This is a genomic window from Salipiger sp. PrR007 (assembly GCF_010499845.1).
GTDB classification, from domain to species: domain Bacteria; phylum Pseudomonadota; class Alphaproteobacteria; order Rhodobacterales; family Rhodobacteraceae; genus Salipiger; species Salipiger pacificus_A.
This window is the reverse complement of record NZ_JAAGOZ010000072.1, coordinates 1-25,764: the sequence shown is the minus strand read 5'-3', so window position 1 is coordinate 25,764 and position 25,764 is coordinate 1. Positions and strand designations below refer to the sequence as shown.

At 68.1% G+C, this 25,764-nt stretch carries 25 protein-coding genes; 13 read left to right on the top strand and 12 right to left on the bottom strand.

Features of this window, described 5'->3' with window-relative positions; translation table 11 throughout:
• Positions 1-18 precede the first annotated feature (18 nt).
• The 5 genes from G0Q01_RS22395 (at position 19) to G0Q01_RS22375 (ending at position 5,337) form a co-directional block, all read left to right on the top strand.
• Positions 19-942, top strand: coding sequence for a 3-keto-5-aminohexanoate cleavage protein (locus G0Q01_RS22395; RefSeq protein WP_164198008.1), 924 nt, complete (start codon positions 19-21; stop codon positions 940-942).
• Entirely contained in the window at positions 939-2,360 is a 1,422-nt protein-coding gene (locus G0Q01_RS22390; protein WP_164213884.1) for a carnitine 3-dehydrogenase, read from the top strand. Before G0Q01_RS22395 ends, G0Q01_RS22390 begins: the two co-directional genes overlap by 4 nt.
• Positions 2,361-2,381: 21 nt before the next feature.
• Entirely contained in the window at positions 2,382-3,116 is a 735-nt protein-coding gene (locus G0Q01_RS22385; RefSeq protein ID WP_164198075.1) for a class II aldolase/adducin family protein, read from the top strand.
• 119 nt (positions 3,117-3,235) lie between these two features.
• Positions 3,236-4,243 carry an NAD(P)-dependent alcohol dehydrogenase gene (locus G0Q01_RS22380; protein ID WP_164198012.1) on the top strand — a complete coding sequence of 336 codons (1,008 nt, stop codon included), beginning with the start codon at positions 3,236-3,238 and terminating at the stop codon, positions 4,241-4,243.
• A gap of 137 nt (positions 4,244-4,380) precedes the next feature.
• Positions 4,381-5,337, top strand: a complete 957-nt coding sequence (locus G0Q01_RS22375; protein WP_164198014.1) for an NAD(P)-dependent oxidoreductase — start codon at positions 4,381-4,383, stop codon at positions 5,335-5,337.
• Positions 5,338-5,353: 16 nt separating this feature from the next.
• Here G0Q01_RS22375 and G0Q01_RS22370 read toward each other — a convergent pair whose 3' ends face one another.
• The 4 genes from G0Q01_RS22370 to G0Q01_RS22355 form a co-directional block, all read right to left on the bottom strand.
• On the bottom strand, positions 5,354-6,184 hold the full coding sequence (locus G0Q01_RS22370) for an ABC transporter permease (protein WP_164198016.1): 831 nt from the start codon (positions 6,182-6,184) through the stop codon (positions 5,354-5,356).
• A gap of 10 nt (positions 6,185-6,194) precedes the next feature.
• Positions 6,195-6,914 (bottom strand): ABC transporter permease, encoded by a 720-nt coding sequence (locus G0Q01_RS22365; protein WP_164198018.1) that lies wholly within the window; start codon positions 6,912-6,914, stop codon positions 6,195-6,197.
• Positions 6,915-6,984: 70 nt separating this feature from the next.
• A complete protein-coding gene (locus G0Q01_RS22360) occupies positions 6,985-7,761 on the bottom strand; it encodes a transporter substrate-binding domain-containing protein (RefSeq protein WP_164198020.1) in 777 nt (258 codons plus the stop codon).
• 38 nt (positions 7,762-7,799) lie between these two features.
• Positions 7,800-8,573 carry an ABC transporter ATP-binding protein gene (locus G0Q01_RS22355; protein WP_164198022.1) on the bottom strand — a complete coding sequence of 258 codons (774 nt, stop codon included), beginning with the start codon at positions 8,571-8,573 and terminating at the stop codon, positions 7,800-7,802.
• 155 nt (positions 8,574-8,728) lie between these two features.
• Between G0Q01_RS22355 and G0Q01_RS22350 the strand changes: the two genes are divergently transcribed.
• Positions 8,729-9,391, top strand: coding sequence for a TetR family transcriptional regulator C-terminal domain-containing protein (locus G0Q01_RS22350; RefSeq protein ID WP_108970162.1), 663 nt, complete (start codon positions 8,729-8,731; stop codon positions 9,389-9,391).
• Between the two features lies 1 nt (position 9,392).
• A complete protein-coding gene (locus tag G0Q01_RS22345) occupies positions 9,393-10,577 on the top strand; it encodes a pyridoxal phosphate-dependent aminotransferase (RefSeq protein ID WP_164198024.1) in 1,185 nt (394 codons plus the stop codon).
• Positions 10,578-10,843: 266 nt separating this feature from the next.
• On the opposite strand, the gene G0Q01_RS22340 is transcribed toward G0Q01_RS22345, so the two are convergent.
• The 6 genes from G0Q01_RS22340 to G0Q01_RS22315 form a co-directional block, all read right to left on the bottom strand.
• Positions 10,844-12,325: a carboxypeptidase M32 gene (locus G0Q01_RS22340; RefSeq protein ID WP_164198025.1), complete on the bottom strand. Its 1,482-nt coding sequence runs from the start codon at positions 12,323-12,325 to the stop codon at positions 10,844-10,846.
• Positions 12,322-13,344 carry an ABC transporter ATP-binding protein gene (locus tag G0Q01_RS22335; protein ID WP_164198027.1) on the bottom strand — a complete coding sequence of 341 codons (1,023 nt, stop codon included), beginning with the start codon at positions 13,342-13,344 and terminating at the stop codon, positions 12,322-12,324. Before G0Q01_RS22335 ends, G0Q01_RS22340 begins: the two co-directional genes overlap by 4 nt.
• Positions 13,341-14,306: an ABC transporter ATP-binding protein gene (locus G0Q01_RS22330; RefSeq protein WP_164198029.1), complete on the bottom strand. Its 966-nt coding sequence runs from the start codon at positions 14,304-14,306 to the stop codon at positions 13,341-13,343. Before G0Q01_RS22330 ends, G0Q01_RS22335 begins: the two co-directional genes overlap by 4 nt.
• Positions 14,303-15,241 (bottom strand): ABC transporter permease, encoded by a 939-nt coding sequence (locus G0Q01_RS22325; RefSeq protein ID WP_203595136.1) that lies wholly within the window; start codon positions 15,239-15,241, stop codon positions 14,303-14,305. The genes G0Q01_RS22330 and G0Q01_RS22325 overlap by 4 nt, the downstream gene beginning before the upstream one ends.
• Positions 15,241-16,215, bottom strand: a complete 975-nt coding sequence (locus G0Q01_RS22320; protein ID WP_108970156.1) for an ABC transporter permease — start codon at positions 16,213-16,215, stop codon at positions 15,241-15,243. The genes G0Q01_RS22325 and G0Q01_RS22320 overlap by 1 nt, the downstream gene beginning before the upstream one ends.
• Positions 16,216-16,317: 102 nt before the next feature.
• Complete coding sequence (locus tag G0Q01_RS22315) at positions 16,318-17,889, bottom strand: ABC transporter substrate-binding protein (protein ID WP_164198030.1); 1,572 nt, start codon at positions 17,887-17,889, stop codon at positions 16,318-16,320.
• A 168-nt stretch (positions 17,890-18,057) separates the two neighbouring features.
• On the opposite strand from G0Q01_RS22315, the gene G0Q01_RS22310 reads away from it, so the two are divergent.
• The 6 genes from G0Q01_RS22310 to G0Q01_RS22285 are packed head-to-tail and all read left to right on the top strand — an operon-like array spanning position 18,058 to position 23,340.
• Complete coding sequence (locus G0Q01_RS22310; protein ID WP_164198032.1) at positions 18,058-19,053, top strand: GntR family transcriptional regulator; 996 nt, start codon at positions 18,058-18,060, stop codon at positions 19,051-19,053.
• 1 nt (position 19,054) lies between these two features.
• Positions 19,055-19,756, top strand: a complete 702-nt coding sequence (locus G0Q01_RS22305; protein ID WP_164198034.1) for a creatininase family protein — start codon at positions 19,055-19,057, stop codon at positions 19,754-19,756.
• On the top strand, positions 19,753-20,772 hold the full coding sequence (locus tag G0Q01_RS22300) for a ketopantoate reductase family protein (protein ID WP_164198036.1): 1,020 nt from the start codon (positions 19,753-19,755) through the stop codon (positions 20,770-20,772). Before G0Q01_RS22305 ends, G0Q01_RS22300 begins: the two co-directional genes overlap by 4 nt.
• Positions 20,763-21,515, top strand: coding sequence for an SDR family NAD(P)-dependent oxidoreductase (locus G0Q01_RS22295; protein WP_164198037.1), 753 nt, complete (start codon positions 20,763-20,765; stop codon positions 21,513-21,515). The genes G0Q01_RS22300 and G0Q01_RS22295 overlap by 10 nt, the downstream gene beginning before the upstream one ends.
• The gene (locus G0Q01_RS22290) at positions 21,512-22,411 is read left to right on the top strand and encodes a polysaccharide deacetylase (RefSeq protein ID WP_164198039.1); all 900 of its coding nucleotides are present in this window, start codon (positions 21,512-21,514) and stop codon (positions 22,409-22,411) included. The genes G0Q01_RS22295 and G0Q01_RS22290 overlap by 4 nt, the downstream gene beginning before the upstream one ends.
• The gene (locus G0Q01_RS22285; RefSeq protein ID WP_164198041.1) at positions 22,408-23,340 is read left to right on the top strand and encodes an isoaspartyl peptidase/L-asparaginase family protein; all 933 of its coding nucleotides are present in this window, start codon (positions 22,408-22,410) and stop codon (positions 23,338-23,340) included. Before G0Q01_RS22290 ends, G0Q01_RS22285 begins: the two co-directional genes overlap by 4 nt.
• A gap of 301 nt (positions 23,341-23,641) precedes the next feature.
• Here the strand turns inward: G0Q01_RS22285 and G0Q01_RS22280 are convergent, their stop codons facing one another.
• Both G0Q01_RS22280 and G0Q01_RS22275 read right to left on the bottom strand, forming a co-directional pair.
• Positions 23,642-24,397, bottom strand: coding sequence for a sulfite exporter TauE/SafE family protein (locus tag G0Q01_RS22280; protein ID WP_164198043.1), 756 nt, complete (start codon positions 24,395-24,397; stop codon positions 23,642-23,644).
• A 229-nt stretch (positions 24,398-24,626) separates the two neighbouring features.
• Complete coding sequence (locus tag G0Q01_RS22275) at positions 24,627-25,616, bottom strand: NAD(P)-dependent oxidoreductase (protein ID WP_164198045.1); 990 nt, start codon at positions 25,614-25,616, stop codon at positions 24,627-24,629.
• Between the last annotated feature and the right edge of the window lie 148 nt (positions 25,617-25,764).

Genomic DNA, 25,764 nt, shown 5'->3' with positions numbered 1-25,764 from the left:
GAGACGACAGGAGACACCATGCCTCTTCAGATGAACCGAAAACCCTTCATCACCGCTGCGATCACCGGCGCGGGCGCAACGCAGGACAAGAGCCACCTCGTGCCGCGCTCGCCCAAGGAAATCGCCGATGCCGCCATAGACGCCGCCAAGGCCGGGGCCGCCATCGTCCACTGCCACGTACGCGACCCCGAGACCGGCGCGCCCTGCCGCGATCTGGACTACTACCGAGAAGTGACCGACCGCATCCGCGCGTCAGAGGTGGACGTGGTGCTGAACCTCACCGCAGGCGTCGGCGGCGATCTGACCTTCGGCGATCCCGAGAGGCCGATGCAGCTCGATACGCCGAACACAGACATGGCGGGCGCGACCGAGCGCATGGCCCACATCCGCGCCTGCCTTCCGGAGATCTGCACGCTCGACTGCGGGTCGATGAACTTCGGCGACGGCAATTACGTGATGACCAACACCACGGGCATGCTGCGCGCCATGGGCCAGCAGATGACCGAGCTCGGCGTGAAACCCGAGATCGAGGCCTTCGACACCGGCCATCTATGGTTCGCCAAGCAGCTGGTGAAGGAAGGCGTGCTGGAAAACCCGGCGCTGGTGCAGCTCTGCATGGGCGTCCCGTGGGGTGCGCCGAACGACCTCAATACCTTCCTGGCGATGGTCAACAACGTGCCCGAGAGCTGGAATTGGTCGGCCTTCAGCCTTGGCCGCGATCAGATGCCCTATGTGGCGGCGGCGGCACTGGCAGGCGGCAACGTCCGGGTCGGGCTGGAGGACAACATCTACCTCGAGCGCGGCGTGCTGGCGACCAACGCGCAACTTGTCGAGAAGGCAGCAAGCCTGCTGAGCAACATGGGCGCCTCGCTGATCGGGCCGGAAGAGGTGCGCGCGCAGCTTGGCCTCGTGAAGCGCGCCGCCCCCGCGGCTCCGGCATGAGCCGCGCCGCGATCATCGGCGGGGGCGTCGTCGGCGGTGGCTGGGCCGCGCGCTTCCTGCTCAACGGCTGGGACGTCGCACTCTTCGACCCCGACCCCGAGGCGGACCGCAAGATCGGCGAGGTGCTGGACAATGCCAGCGCCGCGCTGCCCGCGCTCTATGCCCGCCCGTTGCCGCCCGAGGGCAGCCTCACCTTTGCCGCCTCGATCTCCGAAGCGGTGGCGGGCGCGGACTGGGTGCAGGAGAGCGTCTCGGAGCGGCTAGAGCTGAAGCACAGGGTGTATGACGAGATCACCGCGGCGCTGCGCGTGGGTGATTTCATCGCGTCCTCGACCTCGGGCTTCAAGGCCAGCGACCTCGCCTCCGGCGGTGCGCCGGTGGTGGTGGTGCACCCGTTCAACCCGGTCTACCTGCTGCCTCTGGCGGAAATTTCGGGCGATCCGACACTTTGCGACAAGGCCGCCGAGGTGGTTACCTCGATCGGCATGCACCCGCTGGTTCTGCGTAAGGAGATCGACGCCTTCATCGGCAACCGCTTCCAGGAGGCGGTCTGGCGCGAGGCACTGTGGATGCTGAAGGACGGCATCGCAACCACCGCCGAGATCGATGACGCGATCCGCATGAGTTTCGGCCTCCGCTGGGCGCAGATGGGGCTCTTCGAGACCTACCGGATTGCCGGCGGCGAGGCAGGAATGCAGAGCTACATCGCGCAGTTCGGCCCGACCCTCGACTGGCCCTGGACAAAGCTGACCGATGTGCCCGAGCTGAATGCGGCGCTTGTCGAAACCATCAGCAGCCAGTCCGACGCCCAGTCGGGCCATCTTGGCATCCGGGAACTGGAGCGGCTGCGCGACGACAATCTTGTCGCCATCCTGCGCGGCCTCCGCCGTACCGGCAGTGGCGCGGGCGGAGTGCTTCTGCGGCACGAGACATTGCTGGACAGGGGTGGCGAGCAAGACGGTCTGCCGATCACCCTGCGCCAGTCGGTACCGGTCACCTGGACGGACTACAACGGTCACATGAACGAGGCCGCCTATCTCGAGCTGGGCACCTGGGCCACCGACGGGCTGATGAAACTCGTGGGCGCGGATGACGCCTATGTCGCCTCGGGCAAGAGTTTCTTCACTGTCGACACCCGCATCCGCTACCTGAGTGAGGCGCATCGCGGGGACCTCCTGACGGTGATCACACAGGTGCTGGAGGGCGCGGGCAAGAAGATGAAACTCTTCCACCGGGTGACAAAACCCGATGGAACCCTTGCGGCCACGCTCGAAACCTTGCTTGTTCACACCGACCTCACCACCCGCCGCGCATGCCCGCCGGAGCCGCAGGTGGCGCAGGCGCTCGAAACCCTGGCCGCGGCCCACGCCGGGCGCCCCGCCGAGGGCGCCGGTGGCGCCGTCGGCCAACGCAACTGAAGACCGGAGACACCGATGACCATGTCCCCTGAAGAGAAACAGACCCGCGAAGAGCTCGCCGCCTGCTACCGGCTCGCGGCGCTGCACAGGTTCACAGACCTGATTTACACCCACATCACCGCGCGCGTGCCGGGCGAGGACGGGCATTTCCTGATCAACCCCTATGGCTGGCGCTGGGAAGAGATCACGGCCTCCTCGCTGGTGAAGATCGATGTCGACGGCAACAAGGTCGACGGCAGCCCGCAGCGGGTGAACCCGGCGGGCTTCACCATCCATTCGGCGGTGCACATGACCCGGCATGACGCGGCCTGGATCATGCACACCCATACCCGCGCGGGCGTGGCGGTCTCCTGCATGGAAGAAGGGCTGCTGCCGCTCAACCAGATTTCGCTGCAGTTCCACAATCGCATCGGCTACCACGACTTCGAAGGCATCGCGCTGGATCTGGAAGAGCGCGAGCGCATCGTCGAGGACCTCGGCGATCACCCGGTGCTGATGCTGCGCAACCACGGGCTCATCGCCACCGGCCGAAGCGCCGCCGAGATGTTCAACAACATGTTCTACCTCGAGCGCGCCTGCGAGATTCAGATCGCCGCCACCTCCAGCGGTCGGCCGCTGCGCATGGTCAATGACGAGATCGCCACCCGGGTGCACCAGCAGTACGTGCAGATGAACGAGGAAGATGGCGATCTCGAACTCGAATGGCAGGCGCATCTGCGCTCGATCGAAGGCGTCGGCCCCGACTTCCGCGGCTGAGCGAGCGACGGGCCTCTTACGCAAGCGCCTCGGGAATGGACTCTCGGCGAGGCGCGCTAGATCCGCCGAAAAGGTGGGCGTGGCCTGCCAGCGGGCCAAGACAGAAGGAAGGCAATCCAATGAAACAGGTGACAATCAAAGCGCCGGGCGGTCTCGACAATCTCGTCACGAGCGACACCGCGGAGCCTTCGGCTCCGGCGGCCGGTGAAATTACCGTGCGCCTGCGCGCCAGTTCGCTGAACTACCACGACTACCGGGTCTGCGCCGTCGAGGGCGCGCTGCCCGACGGTCGGATCCCGATGGCCGATGGCGCGGGCGAGATAGAGGCGGTCGGCGCAGGTGTCGAGGGCTTCGCAGTCGGCGATGCTGTGGTGTCCTGTTTCTTCCCCGACTGGCAGACCGGCGACGATCGCCCTAGCGATTTCTCGACCACGCCGGGTGACGGGCGCGACGGCTACGCCCGTGAGCGGGTCACGCTGCCCGCCTCCTGGTTCACCCCTGCGCCCGCGGGCTGGAGCCACGAGGAGGCATCGACGATCACCACCGCCGGGCTGACCGCCTGGCGCGCGCTGGTGGTCGATGCGGGGATCAAGGCAGGCGATACGGTCGCGGTGCTGGGAACCGGCGGCGTGTCGATCTACGCGCTTCAGCTTGCCAAGGCGATGGGTGCAACGGTGATTGCGACCTCGTCGTCCGACGCCAAGCTCGAGCGCCTGCGCGCGCTCGGGGCGGACCACGTGATCAACTACCGCACCACGCCCGAATGGGGCGAGGAGATGCGCCACCTCACCGGCGGGCGCGGCGTTGACATCGTGGTCGAGGTCGGCGGTCCGGCGACGCTGGCACAATCCATCGTTGCGGGGCGCCCGGGGGCACATATCGCACTGATCGGCGTGCTCACCGGGCGCTCCGGCGAAATCCCCACGGCATTGTTGATGGCGCGCCAGCAGCGGCTTCAGGGACTGATCGTCGGCTCGCGCCAGCACCAGCTCGACTTCGTCAAGGCGCTCGAGGCGCTGAAACTCCACCCAGTGATCGACCGCAGCTTCGCGCTGGCCGATCTCGCCGAGGCCTTCCGCTACCAGGAAAGCGGCGCGCATTTCGGCAAGATCTGTGTGACCATGTGATCTCGCGCCGGTCGCGGCATGGGCGCGACCGGTTGCCGCGCGCGGGCGCCGATCCGGCGGATGGCAGAGCCGGCGGCATGGCGTCTATTGTACATTTGTGCAATAAGAATCCCGATCAATGAAAGGGAGACAGCCCCATGCCCGCGCAGTCACCAATCCTCGGTGTATACCTCAGTGCAACGGCGGACCTGGATGCGCTTTACGGCGCAGCGCTGCGACAGTGTGCGACGGATGTCTTGCTGCGCCGCCCCGACCAGATCGACCGACCCGAGGACGTGCGCTTCGCGATTTGCTGGGAGCCGGGAGAGGGGGCTTTCGCGCCTTATCCGAACCTTGGGCTCGCCATGTCGGTCGCGGCGGGCGTCGACGCTTTGCTGGCGCATCCCGGGCTGCCCGACGCTGCCGTCGTCGCGCGGGTGCGTGATCCGCATCAGGCCGAACTGATGGCGGGCTATGCGGTGCATGAGGTGTTGCATTACGAGCGCGGCTTCGCCGAGATGGCGCGCAATGCCGCCAAAGCCCGGTGGCTTCCGCTTCGGATGAGGGCCCCGGGTTCGGTGCAGGTTGCGGTGCTGGGACACGGGACCATGGGCCGGGCGGTGGTGACCGGGCTGCGGGCCTTGGGATTTTCGGTACGCGTGGCCTGTCGCGGCGAACCGGCAGAGCGGCTGCCGGGTGTGAGCTATCTTTCCGGGCCGGGCGCCGTGGCGCGTGCGGCCGAGGGTGCACAGTACCTCGTCAATGTCCTGCCGCTGACGGCCGAGACCGAGAACGTGTTGGATGCGGCGCTCTTCGCGCGGCTCGCTCCGGCGGCGAGTCTGGTGCAAATCGGTCGTGGCGAGCACCTTGTGGAGACCGATCTCGAGGCGGCACTGGACAGCGGCCAACTGGCGGCGGCGACGCTGGATGTCTTCCGCGAGGAGCCGCTGCCGCCTGAGCACCGCTTCTGGCAAGATGCGCGGCTGCGGATCACCCCTCATGTGGCCAGCGACTCTCTGCCCGAGGTGGTGGCCGAGCAGGTGGTCGAGACGGCGCGGGCGCTGCGCGACGGGCGCCCGATGGGCTGTGCGGTGGACCGGGCGCGCGGCTACTGACCTTCTCGGGGCGGGCTCAGCGCCCGCTCGGCACCCGCCCCTCCATCCAGCGCAGCAGCAGGGTCAGAGTGCCGCTCAGGCACAGGTAGATCGCGATCAGCAGCAGCAGCGGCTCGTAGGTGAGGTAGGTGTCCTGCCGCACGCGGGTGATCACTGCATAGAGGTCGGTGACGGTGATTGTCGCGACCAGTGGCGTCGCCTTGAGTTGCAGGATGATCTCGCCCGCCAGCGTGGGCAGCGCGCGGTGCATGGCGCGGGGCAACCAGACCCGGCGGAACACTTTTAGCGGAGACATGCCAAAGGCCCGGGCAGCCTCGAGTTCGCCCCGCGGCACCCCAGCGAAGGCGCCGCGCATCACCTCGCCCTCGTAGGCGGCGAAGGAGAGGGCCAGTGTCAGGAAACCGTAGGGCCAGGCCTGCCGCAGGTAGGGCCAGAGCCAAGAACCGCGAATCTCGGGGAATTGCGCGAAGAGTGCGCCGAGGCCGTAGTAGATCAGCCAGAGTTGCAGCAGCAGCGGCGTTCCGCGGATCACCGTGCAGAAGCCGGCCGCCAGCCAGCGCAGGGGCGCCGGACCGGCGACCTGCACCGCGCCGAGCGGCAGCGCGAGCGCGAGGCCGGCGGCGATGCTCGAACCCAGAAGCGCCAGGGTCACCAGCAGTCCGTGGCCGATCTTGGGCAGGTAGGCGGGCAGCCAGCTCCAGTCCATCTGGGTGAGAATCGCCGCGAGCGCCGCCAGCGCCAGCGCCGCCAGGGCCAGGCGGTGCGGCATCAGCAGCGGCGCGAGTCGGGCGCGCAGGGGCAGCGCAGGGGCGGGGAGGATCGGAGAGGCGATGTTGATATCGGGCATGGGGCGCTCCTCAGGCGGCGGCCGGCAAGCCGCGGCGGGCGCGCCGTTCGAGCCAGCGCAGGCCGAGGTTCGAGATCAGGGTGAGCGCGAGGTAGAGCAGCCCCGCGGCGACGAAGAAAAGGAAATACTCGCGCGTCGCGGCGGCGGCCTGCTTGGTCACCAGCGTCAGCTCGGAGAAGCCGATCACGGCGAGCAGCGCGGTGTCCTTGGTGGCGATCATCCACAGATTCGCCATGCCGGGCAGCGCATGCGGTGTCATGGCAGGCAGGGTCACCCGGCGCAGCACCTTGAGCGGTGACATGCCGAAGGCCTGCGCGGCCTCGATCTGCCCGGGCGGCACGGCGCGGATGGCGCCGCGGATCACCTCGGTGGCGTAGCCGCCCTGCACCAAGCCGATCACCAGGATACCGGCGCTGAGGCCGTCGATGTCGACACCCTCGCGGCCCAGGGTGGCCATCAGCTTGTTCAGCAGATCGGTGCCCACGTAGTAAAAGAGCAGCATCAAGACCAGCTCTGGCACCGCGCGGATGAGCAGCGTGTAGAGTTCGGCGATATCGCGCAGCACGCGCCCGCCGTAGAGCTTGGCGGTGGCACCGAGCAGGCCGATGACGATGCCGAGCAGATAGCCGCCTGCCGCCAGTTCGACCGAGCGCAGGAACCCGGCGAGGAGCGCGCCGCCCCATCCCGGTGACGTGAGGGCGAGCAGGCTGAAATCGAAAGCATCGAACATCGTGCGGCGGCGTCCTTGATTATTGCAGTGCCCGGGCCGCGACGGTCGTGTCGCGGCCCGGGAAGGCGGCTTAGCTGCCGTAGATGTCGAGACCTTCGAAGTAGGGCTCCGAGATCTTGTCGTAGGTGCCGTTCTCGCGGATCGCCGCAATGCCGGAGTTCACCCGTTCGAGCAGCTCGCTGTCCTCCTTGCGAAGGCCGACGCCGACCCCTTGACCGAGGATCGCCGGGTCGCTGTTGACCGCGCCGCGGTACTCACAGCAGGCCGCGCCGGCTTTGGTGTCGAGGAAGGGCATCATCGCCAGCATGTCGCCGATCACCGCGTCGATCCGGCCCGCGGCGAGATCCTGCAGCTCTTCGTCCACCGTGGGGTAGCTGCGGATGTCGGCGGCGGTCTCGGAGAAATGCGTGCGGGCGTAGGTCTCGTGGATGGTGCCCACCGAGACGCCGAGATAGGCACCCTTGACGCCCTCGGGGGTGGGCTCGACCTTGCTGTCCTTGAGGGCGATCACGCCGGTCGGCGTGTCATAGTACTTGTCCGAAAAGGCGATCTGTTTGGCGCGTTCCTCGGTGATGCTCATCGAGGCGACGATCATGTCGATCTTGCCGGTGTTGAGCGCCGGGATGATGCCGTCCCAGGCCACCGGGGTGATCTCGCAGTCGGCCTCGATCTCGGCGCAGAGCGCGTCGGCAAAATCGATCTCCCAGCCGCTCCAGCTGCCGTCCGAGGCAGGGCTGTAGAAGGGCGCATAGGGCTCGGCGGCGATGCCGACCTTGTAAGGCTCTGCGAGGGCCGGGGCGGCGAGCGTGGCGGCGGCAGTGGCGGCAAGCGCGAGTGTTCTGAACATGGTCTCTCCTCTGTTGGTCTTGTCGTGCACCCGCGCGGTCAGGCGATCGAGCGGATGAATTGCTGCAGGTGCGGCGAGCGTGGGTCGCCGAAGATCTGTTCTGGCGAGCCCTCCTCCTCGATCCTGCCGTCCTTCAGGTAGACGACGTGGCTCGCCACATCGCGGGCGAAGCCCATCTCGTGGGTGACGAGGATCATCGTGCGCTTCTCGGCGGCGAGGTCGCGGATCACACTCAACACCTCGCCGACCAGTTCGGGGTCGAGCGCCGAGGTCGGCTCGTCGAAGAGCATCGCCAGCGGCTCGACCGCCAACACGCGGGCGATGGCGCAGCGCTGCTGCTGGCCTCCGGACATGTGGGCGGGGTAGGCGTCTTCCTTGTCCGCCAGCCCGACGCGGTCGAGGACCTGACGGGCGCGGGCGACGGCTTCCTCCTTGGGAATGCCGAGCACCTGCATTGGAACCTCGATCACATTGCCGAGCACTGTGCGATGCGGCCAGAGGTTGAAGTTCTGGAACACCATGCCGAGCTGGGCGCGGATGCGCTGCAACTGCGCGCGGTCCGAGGGCTCGAGCCCGCCGTCGCGGGTGGGGCGCATGGCATAGGGCTCGCCATGGATGGCGATCCGGCCGGCGCTGGGGGTCTCGAGCATGTTGATGCAGCGCAGCATGGTGGACTTTCCCGAACCCGAACCGCCGATCACCGCCACGACGTCGCCGGGGCGGGCGGTGAGCGAGATGCCCTTGAGCACCTCGAGACGTCCGAAGTGCTTGTGCAGGTCGCGGATCTCTACCGCCGGCGTGGCGTCTTTCATGGCTGTCCCTCTGCCGAATCCGGACGATCCCGGGTGGCTGCATCCCTTGCAATTTCTTCGCTGTTGTACGACTGTAAAACAAATCTCGACGAGGAAGTCAAAGTGACCATACGGAATGCGCGTGACAGGATGCTCTTGGCGGCGGGAGGCCGGGCGTGACCCGGCGTGTCTATAGCCGCCTGTCGCAGGACCGTCGCCGCACCGACCTGCTCGAGGCGACGCTCTCCTGCGTCGCCGATCTCGGGCTCGACAAGGCCGGGGCGCGGCAGATCGCCGAGCGCGCCGGGGTCTCGGCGGGGCTGATCCGTCACTATTTTCCCTCGAAGGAGGAGATGGTGCGCGCCGCCTACGCCTACCTCATGGGACAGATGACCGCCGCCGCCGAAGATTCCGGGGCCGGCGGCGCGCAACCGCCCGACGCGGCGCTGGCGGAATTCATCGCCGCCAACTTCGCGCCGCCCAGCCTTTCCGGGGTGAAGGTCTCGCTCTGGGCTACTTTCGTGGGCCGCGTGCGCGTCGATCCAGCCTATGCCGACATCCACCGCGAGGGCTACCGCGAGTTCCTCGACCTGCTTGAAGCCCGCATCCACCCGGTGCTCTTGGCGCATGGCTGCCCGGCGGACCCGGCCCGGTGCAAGCACCTGGCCATCGCGCTCAACGGGTTGATCGATGGCCTTTGGATCGAGGGGTCGCTCGGCCACGGGCTTTACGATGCGCGGCGGCTCTCTGGCATCGCGCTCCAGGCCGCCGAAGGCATCATGAGGCTGCCCGACACCACGCTGACGCGCCACCTGGCGCTCGAAGACGAAAGGACCTGACATGCGGTATGCCGCGATCACCGAACGCCTGCGCACCCTCGGCGGAGACAAATGGGCGGTGCACAACGCGGCCCGCGCGCGGCGCGACGCGGGAGAGGACATCCTCGAGCTGACCATCGGCGAGCCCGACATCGCCCCGGACCCCGCGCTGATCGAGCGCTGCGTCACCGCGCTGCGCGCAGGCCGCACGCAATATTCCAACGGGCGGGGCGAGCCAGGGCTGATCGATGCGCTGGTCGAGGCCTACCGGCCCCGGCAGCCGGATATCGGACCCGAGAACGTGCTGTGCTTTCCCGGCACCCAGACCGCGCTTTTCACCGTCATGCTGGGGCTGGTGGGGCCGGGCGAGGGGGTGCTGATCGGCGATCCCTACTATGCCACCTACGAGGGCGTGGTGGCCGCCGCCGGTGGCCACGTGCAGCCGGTGCCGCTGCGCATGGACCGGGGTTTCGTGCTGCAGCCGGACGACCTGCGCGCGGCCATAACGAAAGACAGCCGGGTGCTGCTGCTCAACACGCCGCACAACCCGACCGGCGCGGTGATCAACCGCGCGACGCTGGAGGCTCTGGGGGAAATCTGCGCCGAGCACGACCTCTGGATCGTCTGCGACGAGGTCTACGCGGAGTTGATCTTCGAGGGCAGCTTCGCCTCGCCGCTCGAGATCGCGGCGCTACGCGAGCGGGTGGTCGTGGTTTCTTCGATCTCGAAGAGCCACGCGGCCACGGGCTTTCGCAGCGGCTGGGCCATCGGCCCGGCGGACTTCTGCGCGGCTGTGCTGCCGGTCTCGGAAACGATGCTGTTCGGCAACCAGCCTTTCATCGCGGACATGACCGAGGCCGCCCTGCGCGGGGCCTTTGATACCTCGGAGCGGATGCGCGAAGCCTTTGGCCGGCGGGCCCGCATGCTCTGCGACCGGTTGAACGATGTGCCGGGTCTTTCGTCCCAGATGCCGCGCGGCGGCATGTTCCTGATGCTCGACGTTTCGGGAACGGGGCTCGATGGCGAGGGCTTCGCCTGGCGGTTGCTGGAGGAGCAGGGCGTGGCGGTGATGCCGGGCAGCGCCTTCGGCAGCAACGGCACGGGGCTGGTGCGTGTGGCGCTGACGGTTCCGGACGCAGAGCTCGCGCTGGCCACGCAGCGGATCGAGGCGCTGTGTCGGACGCTGATCGGGCGCGCCGTCGCCTGATCGATGGTGCCGGGTCGGCAGCTCGATGCCCCTGCCTATTGGGCGGTGGCAAGGCTGCGCGTGACGGGTGCGCGTCTACTCATCCATGGGTCGACCTTGTCCGAGAGATTGACCGCCCCACAGCCTGCGGCAGCGAGACGGGGATGCACTCTTTCGGGCCATGCGCCCGACGCGGTGAGTGACGGCGCCCTCATTTGCATGGAACTGACCGCCAGCACGGGGCACCGCCTGGGCCTCAGATATGGACGCGTGTCGCTGGCCCGCGGTCAGGTGAACTTTCGTCGAAGGTATCCGATATACGCCGTGGGGTCCGAAGCCGTCTTCCCCAGTCCGTCCAGGATTTCCGCCCGGCTGCGGCTCCGCCCGTGCCGCCAGACATCTGCCTTCAGAGCCTCGCGCAGCGGACCCGTCTCGCCGCGCCCGAGTCCGGCCGCGATCTCGGGCCGATGGTTGCGGTAATGCTCCATGATCTGCGCGGCGGTGATATTGCCAATGGTGTAGGTCGGGAAGGAGCCGATGTAGCCCGAGGACCAATGCACGTCCTGCAGGCAGCCGAGGCCATCGTGCGGCACCTCCACCCCGAGATCCTCGCGCATGGCGGCGTTCCAGACGTCGGGCAGGTCGGCGGGGTCGAGGCTGCCTTCCATCAGCGCCATCTCGAGGCGGACGCGCAGCATGATGTGGAAATCATAACTCAGTTCGTCGGCCTCGACCCGGATCAGTCCGGGCTCGACACGGTTGACCGCCGCGACGAACTCCTCTGCGCTGACATCCGAAAGCTGCTCGGGGAAATGATCGCGCAGGGTGCCGAAGTGGTGCTGCCAGAACTCCGGCGCGCGGCCGACGTGGTTTTCCAGCAGGCGCGATTGGCTTTCGTGCATCCCGAAGCTGGTGCCGCCGACGGCGTAGAGGCCGATCATGTCGGTGGTCATGGCGCTGCGGGTGAAGCTCGGGTCGACGCCCATCTCGTAGAGCGCGTGGCCGGTCTCGTGGATCGAGCCGAAGATCGACATCGGCAGGTAATCGGGCCGCCAGCGCGAGGTGATGCGCACGTCGCCGCGGGTCATGCTGATCTCGAAGGGGTGCACCGCCGTGTCCAGTCGCCCGTGGGCGAAGTCATAGCCCAGCTCGGCAACCAGCGCGCGGCAGAAGGCCTGCTGCTGCGCAACGGGATAGTCGCGGTAGAGGAACTCGGTCCGGGGCTTGGGTTTGCCGAGCGCGCTGTCGAGGATCGGCTTCTGCGCGGCGCGCAGCCGGTCGAAGAGCGCGGCAAGGCTGGCGGCCGTCTCGCCCGGTTCGAAGGCGTGGACCATCGCGTCATAGGGGTGCGCGCCAAAGCCGCTCGCCTGCGCGACCTGCCGCGCGAGGTCCAGCATGGTCTGAAGGTAGGGTTTGAAGAGGGCGAAATCTCCGCTGGCGCGCGCCTCGGCCCAGACCGCGCCGGCGAGGGCGGATTGCTCGGCCTGGCGGCGCAGCAACTCGGCGGGCAAGGCGGCGTGCCAGCGGCGCGCGGCCTGAACCGCCTGCGCCGCGGCATCCTCGCCGGTGCCGAGCGCGGCCTCTGCCGCGGCTTCCATTGCCGGGTCGAGGATCATCTCGCGGGCGATGCCCTTGAGCGTGGCAAGCTGGTGGCCGCGGGTTTCAGCCCCGCCGCGCGGCATCATCACCCGCGCGTCCCATTGCAGCGCGTTGACGCTGCAGAGCACGTCGTTGAGCTGGGCGACACGGGTCGAGAGATCGCTGGTCATGCCGCCACCTCCGTCGCGCCGGTGCCGCCGTCGTGCAGGTGGCAGGCGACGGAATGGCCGGTCTCGGGGGCCGCGAGCCGGGGGACCTCGGTGCGGCAGCGCGGCCCGGCGAAGGGGCAGCGCGGGTGGAAGGCGCAGCCCTTGGGCGGGTTCAGCGGCGAGGGGATCTCGCCCTTGATCGGGTGAAAGGCGGCGCGGCCGGTACCGAGCGTGGGCACTGAGGCGAAAAGCGCCTCGGTATAGGGGTGCATCGGGCGGGCGTAGAGCCGTGCGGCGCTGGTCAGCTCGACCACCCGGCCAAGGTACATGATCGCCACCCGGTCGCAGACGTGGCGCACCACGGAAAGGTCGTGGCTGATGAAGAGCGCGGTGAGGTCGAGCTCGCGGCGCAGGTCGATGAAGAGGTTGAGCACCTGCGCCTGGATCGACACGTCGAGCGAGGCGACCGCCTCGTCGAGCACCAGGAGTTCGGGCTCCATGGCGAGCGCGCGGGCGATGGCGATGCGCTGGCGCTGGCCGCCCGAGAATTGGTGCGGCAGGCGGTCGGCGTAGGCGCCTTCAAGCCCGACCTGTTCCAGCAGCTCGGCGACGCGGGCGCGCAGGCGTCCGGCCTCCACGATGCGGTGGACGCGCGGGCCCTCGGCGATGGTCTCGCCGACCTTCATGCGCGGGTTGAGGCTGGCAAAGGGATCCTGATGGATCATCTGCACGCGGGTGGTCAGCTTTTCTATGCCGTGATCCGCGCCCCGGGCGACCGGCTTGCCGCCCAGCAGGACCGCGCCCTCGGTCGGGGCGTAGATGCCCGACACGATCCGCCCGAGCGTGGACTTGCCGCAGCCGGATTCCCCGACGATCCCCAGCACCTCGCCGCGCGTCACCTCGAGCGAGACATCGGTCAGCGCGTGCACGGTGCTTTCCGAGCTGCGCCCGGTGATCCGGTCGATGCCGCGGCCCAGCAGGCCCGGCTTGCGGCTGAACCGCTTCGAGACAGTGTCGATCTTCAGCAAGGGGTCGGTCATGTCGCCTCCAGCGGGTGATGGCACAGGACGTGGCGGCCGTGCGCCTCGTGCAGGGGAGGGGCGGCGGCGCAGGCCTCGGTGGCGAAGGCGCAGCGCGGGCGGAACGGGCAGCCGGAGGGCAGGTTCGCGAGCTGCGGTGTCGCGCCGGGGATCTGCGGCAGCTTTGCGCCGGGCTCGTGCAGGCTTGGCACGCTGTCGATGAGCCCGCGGGTGTAGGGGTGGCGCGGGTTGCCGATCACCTGCGCGGCGGTGCCGCTCTCGACGATGCGGCCCGCGTACATCACCGAGATGTCGTCGGCGAGCGAGCTGACCACGGCGAGGTCATGGGTGACCCAGACGACGGCGGTGCCGGTCTCGTCGGCAAGGCGGCGCACCTCGGCGAGGATCTGCCCTTGGATCGACACGTCGAGCGCGGTGGTCGGCTCGTCGGCGATGATCACCGCGGGTCGGTGCAGCAGCGCCATGGCGATGGCGACGCGCTGGCGCATCCCGCCCGAGAGCTGGTGCGGATAGGCCTGCAGCCGTTCGGCGGGGGCGGGAATGCCCACGGTCTCGAGCGCCTGCCGGGCGCGGTCCCAGGCGGCGCGCTTGCTCATCTTCTCGTGCACCCGCACCGCCATGGCCATCTGGTCGCCGATGCGCAGGACCGGGTTCAGGGTCATCATCGGATCCTGGAAGACCATCGACACCTTGCTGCCGCGCATCCGGCGCAGCGCGTCGGGCGAGAGCGTTCGCAGGTCGGTGCCCTGCACCAGCACCTGACCGCCGGTGACGCGCCCCGGCGCGTCGATCAGCCCGAGCACGGAAAAGCCGGTGACGCTCTTGCCCGACCCACTTTCGCCGACCAGCCCCATGATGCGCCCCGGTTGCACCGAGAAGCTGACGTCGTTGACGGCGGTGACCGGGCCCTTACGGGTTTCGAAGCGGGTGGTGAGGCCGCGAACCTCGAGCGCGGCGGTCATCGCTGGCCTCGCGGATCGAGCACGCTGCGCACCTGGTCCCCGACGAGGTTGATGGCAACCACGGTGATCATCAGGAATATCCCCGGATAGATGGACAGCCAGTAGCGGTCCGAGTGGATGTACTTGAAGCCGTTGGAGATCAGCGAGCCGAGCGAAGGCTCGGTCAGCGGCAGGCCGACCCCGAGGAACGAGAGCGTGGCCTCTAGCGCGATGGCGCTGGCGACCTGCACGGTGGCGACCACGATCAGCGGCGGCATGACGTTGGGCAGCAGGTGCCGAAAGAGCACGCGGCGGGTCGGCAGCGGCGTCGAGCGCGCGGCCTCGATGTAATCCTTGCTGCGCTCGACCGTGGCGGCGCCATGGGTGGTGCGGGCGAAATAGGCGTATTGCGCGACAACCAGCGCGAGGATGATCTGCCCGACGCCCTGTCCCAGCATGGCCACCAGCACCAGCGCCAGCAGGATCGCGGGCATCGAGAGCTGAAGATCGACGATGCGCATCAGCAGGCTTTCGACCCGGCCGCCGAAATAGGCCGCGGTGAGCCCGACGCAGATGCCGGTGAAGAGCGCCAGCGCCCCCGCCGAGAGGCCGATGACGAAGCTTGTGCGCAGCCCGTAGAAGATCGCCGAGAGCATGTCACGCCCGGCGTTGTCGGTGCCGAGCAGATGGGTGTAGCCGCCCGAGCCGGTCTCGCCCGGATGCAGGAAGGCATCCATCCAGTCGAGCGCGGCCATGTCATAGGGATCCTGCGGCGAGACCAGCGGCGCGCCGAAGGAGACGAAAGCCAAGACCAGGATCACCACCAGCGAGGCCACCGCCACCGACGAGCGGCGGTAGTCGGCCCAGAAATTGCGCAAGCGCTGCGCGCGGGTTTCGACCTCGGGTGCGGGTGGCAGGGGCAGGCTGGCCTGCGGCATGGGAGCGGTGTCGGACATCAGGCTTTCCCCTTGAGGCGCACGCGCGGGTCGAGCCGGGCGTAGACGAGATCGACCACCAGGTTGATCAGCACGAAGAGGATCACCACCAGCACCAGGTAGGTGACCATTACCGGCCGGTCGAGCTGCAGGATCGAGTCGATGATCAGCTTGCCGACGCCGGGCCAGGTAAACACGCTCTCGGTGACCACGGCGAAGGCGAGGGTCGAGCCGAGCTCGAGGCCGAAGACCGTGACGATCGGGATGGAAATGTTGCGCAGTACGTGGCTGAAGACGATCTGCCGGTCGGGCAGCCCCTGCGCGCGGGCGAATTTCACGTAGTCGGTCTGCATGGCCTCGACCATGCCGGCGCGGGTGAGGCGGATCAGCAGGCCCATCTTGAAGAGCGACAGGTTCAGCGCCGGCATGATGACATGGCTCCAGCCGTCGGCGGTGGCCAGCGAGGTGGGGATGCCGAAGAGGCTGCCGACATCGCCGCGTCCACCAGAGGGCAGCCAGCCGAGATTTACCGCGAAGGCCATGATCAGCAGCATGCCGATCCAGAAGGTCGGCACGGAAAAGCCCAGAACCGACAGCGCCATGATCGCGCGGGCTCCGAGGCTCCCGGGCTTGTAACCCGCGTAGAGCCCCGCCGGGATGCCGATGAAGGTCGCGATGCAGACCGAGACGAAGACCAGCTCCAGCGTCGCGGGCAGGCGCGAGAAGACCAGATCGACCACCGGGATGTTGTAGACCATCGAGGTGCCGAGATCGCCCTGGGCGACGTTCGAAAGGAAGGTGAAATACTGCCGCCAGAGCGGCTGGTCGAGCCCGTACTGGGCGATCAGCTTGGCGCGGATCTCCTGCGTCGCGCCGGGGTCGATCAGCACGTCGATCGGGTTGCCGATGGCGTAGACGCCGACGAACACGATGATCGACATGGCGAAGACCACGACCACGGCCTGGGCTAGACGCCTGGCGAGATATCCTAGCATTGGGGCCTCTTGTCGGTGACGGCGCGCAGCGGAAGCGGCCCGCCGCGCGGTTGCAGGCAGGGGCGCCCGGGCGGGCGCCCCTCTATCAGCGGAGCGTCCGGATCACTTGGCCGGCCAGATTTCGTAGGCGCGGGTCTCCTGATCGACGCGCGGCGTGAACTCCAGAGAGGAAGCATCCGCCGCCCAGACCGTCTGCAGGATGACCGTCGGGATCAGCGCCCGGTCTTCCATCGCGATGTAGGATGCCTGCTCGTAGAGCTTGCGGCGTGCCTCCGGGTCGAGCGTCTGCGCTCCCTCGTCGAAGACCTTGTCGAACTCGGGGTTCGAATAGCCGGTGCGGTTGAAGTTGCCGAAGCCCTTCTCCTCGTCCGGGGTGTGGGTCAGCGCGCCGTAGGTGTAGGCGGCCTCGCCGGTCAGCGTGCCCCAGGCGGACATGGCCATGGTGTATTCCTTGCGCGCCGCGGCAGGGAAGAAGACGGTGCCGTTGAGCGCCTGCGCCTTTACCTTCAGCCCGAGCCGCGACCACATCTGGGCCAGCGCCTCGCAGACCACCGCGTCACCCGGGACACGGTTGTTGGTGCAGGTGAAGTCGATCTCGAACCCGTCGGGATAGCCGGCTTCCGCCAGCAGCGCCTTGGCCTGCTCGATGTCGTATTCACGCGCGCCGATCTCGTCGGAATAGCCGAAGAAGCCCTCGGGCATCAGCTGGTTGGCGGGGGTGCCGAGGCCTTCGAGGACGACATTGACCAGCACGTCGCGGTTGATAGCGAGGTCCAGCGCCTTGCGCACGCGCACATCCTGCAGCGGGTTGCCGTCGACCGGCTCGCCGTTGAGCGTGATCGGCTGCGGCTCTTCGTCAACGACCGAGGGCTGCACGTTGAGGATGTAGACCGAGTCCGAGATGAAGGTCTCGAGGCCGGAATCATTCTTCATCGCCAGGTAGTCGGAGGCGGGCACGTAGTTGATCATGTCGACCTCGCCCGAGCGCAGCGCGGCGACGCGGGCGGCATCGTCGGGGATCTCCTTGCGGATGACCTTGTCCCAGGCCGGGGTGTCGGCCCAGTATCCGTCGAACTTCTCGAGCACGAGATCACCCTTGGGCTGCCAGGAGACAAAGGTGTAAGGGCCGGTGCCGATGGCCTTGGCGCCCGAGTTGAACTCTTCGTTGCGCGCCTCCATGCCGGTCTCGGAGGGAACGACGAAGAGGCGGGTGAAGTCGTTCGGCAGGGCCGGGGCGATGCCCTTGGTGTGGACGCGCAGCGTGTAGTCGTCGACCACTTCGACGCTGTCCACGTACTTGGTGTAGAGCGTCATCGACATCGGGCCGGTGACCTCGGGGATTCGCTCGATCGAGAATTTCGCGTCCTCGGCGGTGAAGTCGCTGCCGTCGTGGAATTTCACGCCTTCGCGCAGCTTGAAGTCCCATGTGGTGTCATCGACGGCTTCCCAGGACAGGGCGAGGCCGGGCTTGAGCTGCAGGTTGTCGTCCACATCGACGAGCGTGTCATAGATGTGGCGCAGGGCCTCGGCCTGGCTGCCGAGGGTGGACCAATGTGGGTCGATGGAATCGGGACCGGCGCGCAGGCCGATCACCAGATCATCGGCCATGGCCATCGGGGCCGTGCCCAGCAGGGCCAAAGCCGCGACGGCGGACTTGAGTGTCGCTCGTGTCATCTTGAAACTCCCTTGTTGTGTTATTTGATGTTGATACACTGAGGTGAGTTGTTGATACGGTCAAGAAAATGTTGATACGGGTAGCTGCGAAGAGAGTGGCTGCATCAATAATGGGCACGGAAAAACATAACACTTGGCAGTTAAAGTGTTTAAATGCATTGTGACGAAATGAGCAAGAAACAGGCCCAACTTGATCAATCCCTGAACCGCATCGCCGAGGCGATCGACCGCGAGTCGTCGGTACAGGTCTCTGTCCAGCTGCGTGGGGCGCTGGAATTCGGAATCGCCTCGGGCGAGCTTCCCGCCGGGGCGCGGCTTCCCTCGGTGCGGGTGATGGCGGCGCGGCTCGGTATCTCGCCGGTCACCGTCAGCACGGTCTACGCGACGCTGCAGGAGGCGGGGCACTTGGAAGGACGGGTGGGCTCGGGCACCTTCGTGTCTGCCGGGGCGGCGGTCACCTGCGCCACGCAGCTGCGCAAGCTCGACGAACTTGTCGCCGAGCTGATCCGGGTGGGCAAGCAATGCGGCTTCAGTGCCGACGACCTGGCCACGCGGGTCTCGACCGCGCAGTCCCGCAAGCGCCGGGCGCTGCGCATGATGATGCTCGGCAACTTCCACGACGCGACCGAGGCCTATGCCGCCGCGCTGCGCCCGCGCCTTGCGGAAGGCGACGAGATCGTGCCGGGCGTGCTTTCCGAACTTCGCGGCGCGCCGCCGCAGGATGTCGATCTGGTGGTGGCCCCGCGCACCCTTCTCGGCGCGGCGCGCGAGCTGTTTCCCGGCGTCGCGGTCTACGGGCTGACGCTGATCCCGGACGAGGCGACGCGGGTGTCTCTGGCCTCGCTGCCCACGGAAGCGCGGGTGGTCGGCTATTCCTACTTCCCCGAGTTCGTCACCATCATGAAGGCGGGCATCCGGCGCTTTGCGCCGCATGTGTCGGATGTCTCGATGGCAGTGCGCGGCGAGCCGGGCGCCGAGGCGCTGATCGCCGAGGCCGATGTGCTCGTCTACGCCACCGGCACCGATTACCTGCGCGACAATCTGCGGCCGGGCCAAACCGGCTTTGAATATCGCCACACCCCCGACAACCAGTCGGTCCGGACCGAGCTTCTGCCGGCCATCGAGGACCATCGCCTGCGACTGACCAGCAAGAAGGAAGACTGACGTGAGGATTTCGGAAAGCAACTGGTTCGAGATCGAGAAATACCTCGAGACCGACGACCGCTGTGTGCTGCCGCTCGGCAGCACCGAGCAGCACGCCTACCTGAGCCTCTCGGTCGACTCGATCCTGTCGGAGAAAGTCGCCGCCGATGCCGCCGAGCCGCTCGGCGTGCCGGTCTTCCCGGCGCTGGCCTACGGGCTTACCCCCTACTTCATGGGCTTTCCCGGCAGCGTGACGCTGAAGCTCGCGACTTATGCCGCCGTGGTTCGGGACATCCTCGACAGTCTCTACGCCACCGGCTTCCGCCGCATCCTCATCGTCAACGGTCACGGCGGCAACTGCCCGGTACAGCCAGTCACCATGGAGTGGATGCAGGCCAACCCGGGCGCCCGCTGCCGGTTTCACGACTGGTGGCGCGCGCCGAAGACCTGGGCCTGCGTGCAGGAGATCGACCCGGTGGCCAGCCACGCGAGCTGGATGGAGAACTTCCCCTGGACGCGGCTGCCGGGCCGCGCGCTGCCGGATGAGCAGAAGCCCTTCGTGCCCTTCGAGCGGCTGCGCGATCGCGACGCTGCCGGGGTGCGCGCGCTGATCGGCGATGGCAACTACGGCGGCGTCTACCAGAAGCCCGACGCCGAGACCGACCGGCTCTGGGCCGTGGCCGTGGAAGAAACCCGCGCGCTGCTCGACGGGGACTGGGCATGAGCGCGCGTCCGATCCTGATCTGGGGCGCGGGGGCGATCGGAGGCATCCTCGGTGCCTATCTCGCCCGCGCCGGTCGGGCGGTGCACATGGTCGACATCGTGCCCGAGCACGTCGAGGCGATGCGCACGACCGGGCTGCGCATCGAAGGGCCAGTCGAAGAGTTTACCCAGGTGCTGCCCGCCAGCACCCCGGAGGAGCTGACCGGCAGCTATGACGTCATCATCCTCGCGGTGAAGGCGCATGTCACCGAGGCGGCGCTGGAAATGCTGCTGCCGCATCTGACGCCGGGTGGCTACGTGGTCTCGGCGCAGAACGGGCTCAACGAGAGGGTCATCGCGGCGCGGATCGGTGCGGAACATACCGTCGGCTGTTTCGTCAACTACGGCGCCGACTGGCTGGAGCCGGGGGTTGTCCTCTTCGGCAACCGCGCCGCGGTGGCGGTGGGCGAGCTTGACGGGCAGGTCACCGACCGCGCGCGCGAGGTCCATGCGCTGCTGTCGATCCTCGAGCCCGAGGCGGTGCTGACCGACAACATCTGGGGCTATCTCTGGGGCAAGATGGGCTATGGTGCGCTGCTCTTCTGCACCGCGCTGACGCCCGACAGCATGTCCGACGCCATGGCCCGGCCCGAGCATCGTGCGGTCTACGCGCAGCTCGGCCGCGAGGTGATGACGCTGGCAGCCGCCGAAGGGGTCACGCCGCTCGGTTTCAACGGCTTCGACCCCGAGGCCTTTCGCGCCGGGGACCGCGCGGCGATCGATGCCTCGATGGACAAGATGGTCGCGCACAACCGAAAGACGGCGAAAACCCATTCCGGAATCTGGCGCGACCTCGCCGTGCGCAAGCGCCGCACCGAGGTGGACGCGCAGATCGGGGTGATGGTCGGGCTCGGCCAGACGCATGGCATCGAGGTGCCAGCGCTGGCGCGGATGGTCGAGCTGATCCATGACATCGAGGAAGGCCGGCGCGCGCAGTCCGCCGATCTGGTGACGGAGATGCTGCCGCTATGCGTCTGAGTTTCGAGGGCAAGGTCGTGGCGGTCACCGGGGCGGCGCAGGGCATCGGGGCGGCCATCGCGCGGCGCTTCGCCGCCTCGGGCGCACAGGTCGCAGCGCTCGACATCGATATGGACGGCATGGCGCCGCTCGGCGCCGAGGGCATGGGCCTGCACGTCGCCGATCTCGGCAGCCGCGAGAGCGCCGCTGCCGCCATTGCCAGCGCCATCGGAGCGCATGGCCGGATCGACGTTCTGGTCACCTCCGCCGGCGGGGTACGCGGGCAGGTGGGTCGCCCGATCGAGGAGATCGCCGAGGACGACTGGCACGCCATCTTCCGCGCCAACGTCGATGCCGCCATGTGGTGCGCGCAGGCAGTGGCACCGGGGATGAAGGCGCGCGGAAGCGGGCGGATCGTCACCATCTCGTCGGGCGCGGGGCTGCGGCCCAGCCTCACCGGCATCCAGGCCTATGCCTCGGCGAAACACGCGCTCGTCGGGCTGACGCGGCAGCTCGCGCTGGAGCTGGGGCCGCAGGGGATCACCGTCAACTCGGTGGCGCCGGGCTTCGTGCTGTCGAACCCCTCGACCGAGAAACAGTGGGAGGCCTTCGGCCCCGAGCGCCAGAAAGCCGTGCTGAGCGGCATTCACACGCGGCGGCTCGGTCGGCCCGAGGATATCGCCGGGGCCGTGGCCTTCCTGGCCTCGGAGGCGGCGGAATGGATCAGCGGACAGGTGCTGTCCGTGGACGGAGGACATGCATGAGCGAGCCGCACGAATGGGACGAGGCGCAGTGGCGCGGGCTGGTGGGGCAGGTGCGCGCCGGGCGCAGCCTGCTGCCGGACCGCTGGCCGGGCGGCGCGCGCTGCGCCGTGGCGCTCAGCTTCGACAGCGACCATGAAACCAACGAGCTGCGCGACGGCGGCACCTCGATCGCCCGTCTCGGCTGGGGTGAATACGGCGCGCGCCGCGGCATCCCGCGGATCAAGCAGGTGCTCGACCGCTTCGACGCGAAGGCAAGCTTCTTCGTTCCCGCCGTCGCGGCGCTGCTGCACCCCGAGGAACAGCGGATGCTGGCGCAGGAAGGCCACGAGATCGGCCTGCACGGCTGGATCCACGAGCGCAACACGCAGGTGCCGCCCGAGGCCGAGCGCGAACTGATGCTGCGCTCTGCCGACACGCTGGAGAAGATCACCGGAACGCGTCCGGTCGGGATGCGCACGCCGTCCTGGGACTACTCGCAGGTCACGCTGAAGATCGCGCGCGAGCTCGGGTTGCTCTATGACAGCTCGCTGTTCAACGACGACGACCCCTTCGAGATCCTCGACGCGGGCGAGCCGACGGGCATCGTCGAGCTGCCGGTGGAATGGATCCGCGACGACGCCGTCTATTTCATGATGAACCGCTTTGGTGCGCAGCGTCCCTACACGCCGCCCGCCGACGTGCTCGATATTTTCCGCCGCGAGTTCGACGGGGCGCGGGCCGAGGGCGGGCTGTTCCTGCTCACCATGCACCCCCATATCACCGGCTACCGTTCGCGCATCTTCATTCTTGAAGAGCTGCTCGAGCATATCACCGCGACCGGCGATTGCTGGATCGCCACCCATGCCGAGATCGCCCGCTACTGCGCCGAAGAGGCTGGGCTGAAAGGACCGAAATGACCACCTATTCGCTTGCGATCCACGGCGGGGCCGGGACCATCCTCAAGTCTCAGATGACCCCCGAGAAGGAAGCCGCCTACGAGGCCGGGCTGGCCCGCGCGCTCGAGGCGGGCGAGGCGGTGCTGCGGAGTGGCGGCAGCGCGATGGATGCGGTGACCGCCGCGGTCTGCGCGCTCGAGGATGAGCCGCTGTTCAACGCCGGGCGCGGCGCGGTCTTCACCACCGAAGGCGTGCAGGAGATGGACGCCTGCGTGATGGACGGGCGCGACCGCAGCGCCGGGGCCGTGGCCGGGATCTGCGGCCCGCGCAACCCGGTGCGCGCTGCCCGCGCGGTGATGGAGCGCACGCCGCATGTGCTGCTGATCGGGCCCAACGCGCTGCAGGTCGCGCGCGATGCCGGGCTGCCCTTCGAGGAGCCGGAGTATTTCTTCACCCAGGCCCGCTGGGACGCCCTGCAGGAGACGCTGGAGATGCGCCGCAACGGCGAGGAGAGCGACGATCCGGCCCGCCGCCACGGCACGGTCGGCGCGGTGGCGCGCGACCGCGCGGGCAACCTCGCGGCGGCCACCTCCACCGGCGGGATGACCGCCAAGCTGCCCGGCCGGGTCGGCGACACGCCGCTGCCGGGGGCGGGAACCTTCGCCGAGAATGCCACCTGCGCGGTCTCGGGCACGGGGCATGGAGAGGTTTTCATCCGCTACACGGCGGGCAGCGAGATCGCCGCGCGGATGAGGTTCCTGGGCGAGACGCTCGAGGACGCCGCCAGCCATGTGGTGATGCATGACCTGCATGACCACGATGGCTCGGGTGGGGTGATCGCCGTGGCGCAGGACGGCAGCATCGCGATGCCTTTCAACTGCGAAGGCATGTACCGCGCAAGCGTGCGCGAGGGAGAGTCGCCTGTGCTGGCAATCTACCGCACCCCGTGACTCGTCGGGATAGCCGCCGCAATTGCCCTCGCCACCGCAACAGGCCTTGCAGATCTGCGAATGGCGGCGAGCTGCGGCCCGAGGCAGCTCCATCTTCGGCGCCAGTTCCTTGAGCGTGTGGGCCGCGAGCGGCGCAAAGACCGAGGGCTTGAAGCGCGGCGGCGCGCGCTGCGCAACCTGGTGACGACGGAGGTGATCCGCGGCGTCTAGGTTGTTGCCCGCGCGGACACATACTTGTCAGCGGCTGCGCTGATGCTCCAAGATCTGATTGCCGCCGGGCGCGCCTGTGGCCAAGCGGCCCTCAGCCCAGGAGATCCCGCAGACCCGCATAGATGAGCCGCAGGGCCAGCAGGATCAGGATCGTGTCGAGCGCCAACCGGAAGCGGTGATCGTTCATCCTGTTGAGCACCATCTTCCCCGAGACCGTTCCGAGCAGACCGGCGGCGATCATCGCCACGACGAACGCCCCCCATTGGGCGAAGGCGAAGCCGAGCAGGCCGAAGGTCAGCGTCTTGATCCCGTGCTGCACCGTCATCAGCGTCGCATGGGTCGCGACATAGGAGTGGCGGGGCAGCTCCTGCGACTTGGTGAAGGTCGCAACGAAGAGCCCCGTTGCGCCGAAGAACATGGTCAGGAAGCTCGACACCGCGCCGACGATGGCAGGCCAGTCGCGCAGCCCCTTGGGCGGCTTGGCAAAGACCGAGTAGATCACGAAGGCGCCGATACCGATCTGCATGATCGCCGGCGGCAAGGTCACCGCGATGACGCCGCCCGCCGCCGCGCCGATCAGCGAGCCGAGTGCAAAGGCCGGGATCACCGACCAGTGGATGTGGCGGAAGGTCAGCGCCGCGCGCCCGAAGTTCGAGCCAAGCTGGATGACGCCATGGGTCGGGATCAGCGCCGCCGGGGGCACCAGGCTCGCCATGACCGCCAAGAGGACACCGCCGCCACCGATGCCGAAGGCGACGGTGATGAAGGAGGCGGCGAAGCTCGTGCCGATGAGCAGGGCAAAGACCGCTTCGGTCATGCCGTCGGGCAGCAGCAGGGATGGGATCATGGGAGGTTTGCTCTTGCAGTAAGGTGCCGCAGGATCTCAACTATTGCGGCGAAGAACAAGGGGTGCGGGTCGTCTATCTGAAGCAGGAGGCCTGCAGGGGCAACGCCGATGAAGGCTCGTTCCAGCGCGGCGTTGAGGCGCCGACCCTCAGCCACGCCGCGCTGGCGCACCACCCGCGCACGATCGACGATGACCGGAGCTGCTCGCCAGGTTCCGGCCCGCCTCGCGCTCAACTCTGGTTGGGCGACCAGACCTCGGGATTGATCATCTCGATCGGTGCGCCCTCGGCGTAGGCATTTATCAGCTCGAAAATCTCGCCGAATTGCTTGTCGAGCTCCTCGGAGGTCACGAAACCCACGTGCGGCGTCGGGATCACCCGGGGGTGCGAGAGCAGCGGATCGGCGGGATCGGTGACGGGCTCTGCGGGGAAGACATCGAGCGCGGCCTGCCCGATGCGGCGCGCCTCGAGCGCGGCCAGCAGGGCACCCGGCGCAATGAGCCCGGCGCGCGAGGTGTTCACCAGCACCGAGTCCGGCCGCATCGCCATCAGGTCGGCCTCGGTGACCTCGCCCCGGGTCTCGGGCAGCAGGCGCTTGTGGATCGACACCACGTCCGAGCTTGCGAAAAAGGCCTCGCGGTCCTCGGGAACGATCAAACCATCGACGGCGGCGCGGGCACGGCTCGCCTCCGAGGCCCAGACTTGCACGTCCATACCGAAGGCACGCGCATACCCCGCCACCACCTTGGCGATGCCGCCGTAGCCGTAGAGTCCCAGCCTCTTGCCCGCCACGTTGCGCCCCATCGGCGCGTGGCCCTGCCAAGCCCCCGCGCGGGCCGAGGCGATCTGCCGGGGCAGGTGGCGCAGCGCCGCGATGATCAGCCCGAAGGTCAGCTCGGCGGTCGAGGTCGAGGGGCCGTCCTTGCTCATCTTCGAGCAAAAGAGGATGCCGGCACGGCTCAGCGCGTCTGTATCCACATGGCCATGCTGGCCGCGCATGGCAATCAACTTCACCCCATCGAGCGCTTCGGCAAGCTCGGCGTTGATCGTGGTGCGGTCGCGGAACAGCACCACCGCCTCGGCGCCCTGCAGTCGCGCGGCCTGGGCGGCGGCATCGGGGGCGCGGTCGGTCCAGACGGTGACCTCATGGCCGTCGAGCAGGGAAAAAGACGGCAGGCACCGCAGGTTGTCGTACCAATCGTCGAGTATGTGAACCTTCAAGTCGGGATCTCCAGGGCAACCGGGTGCGCGGTGCCGACCTGCGCCTTGCGATGGGCGCGGCGGATCACCGGCGAGACGACCCGGTCCGAGACCGGGACGCCCCACACTGCCGCACCTGCGCTCCAGGCGGAAGTCAGGACCGGCGCCC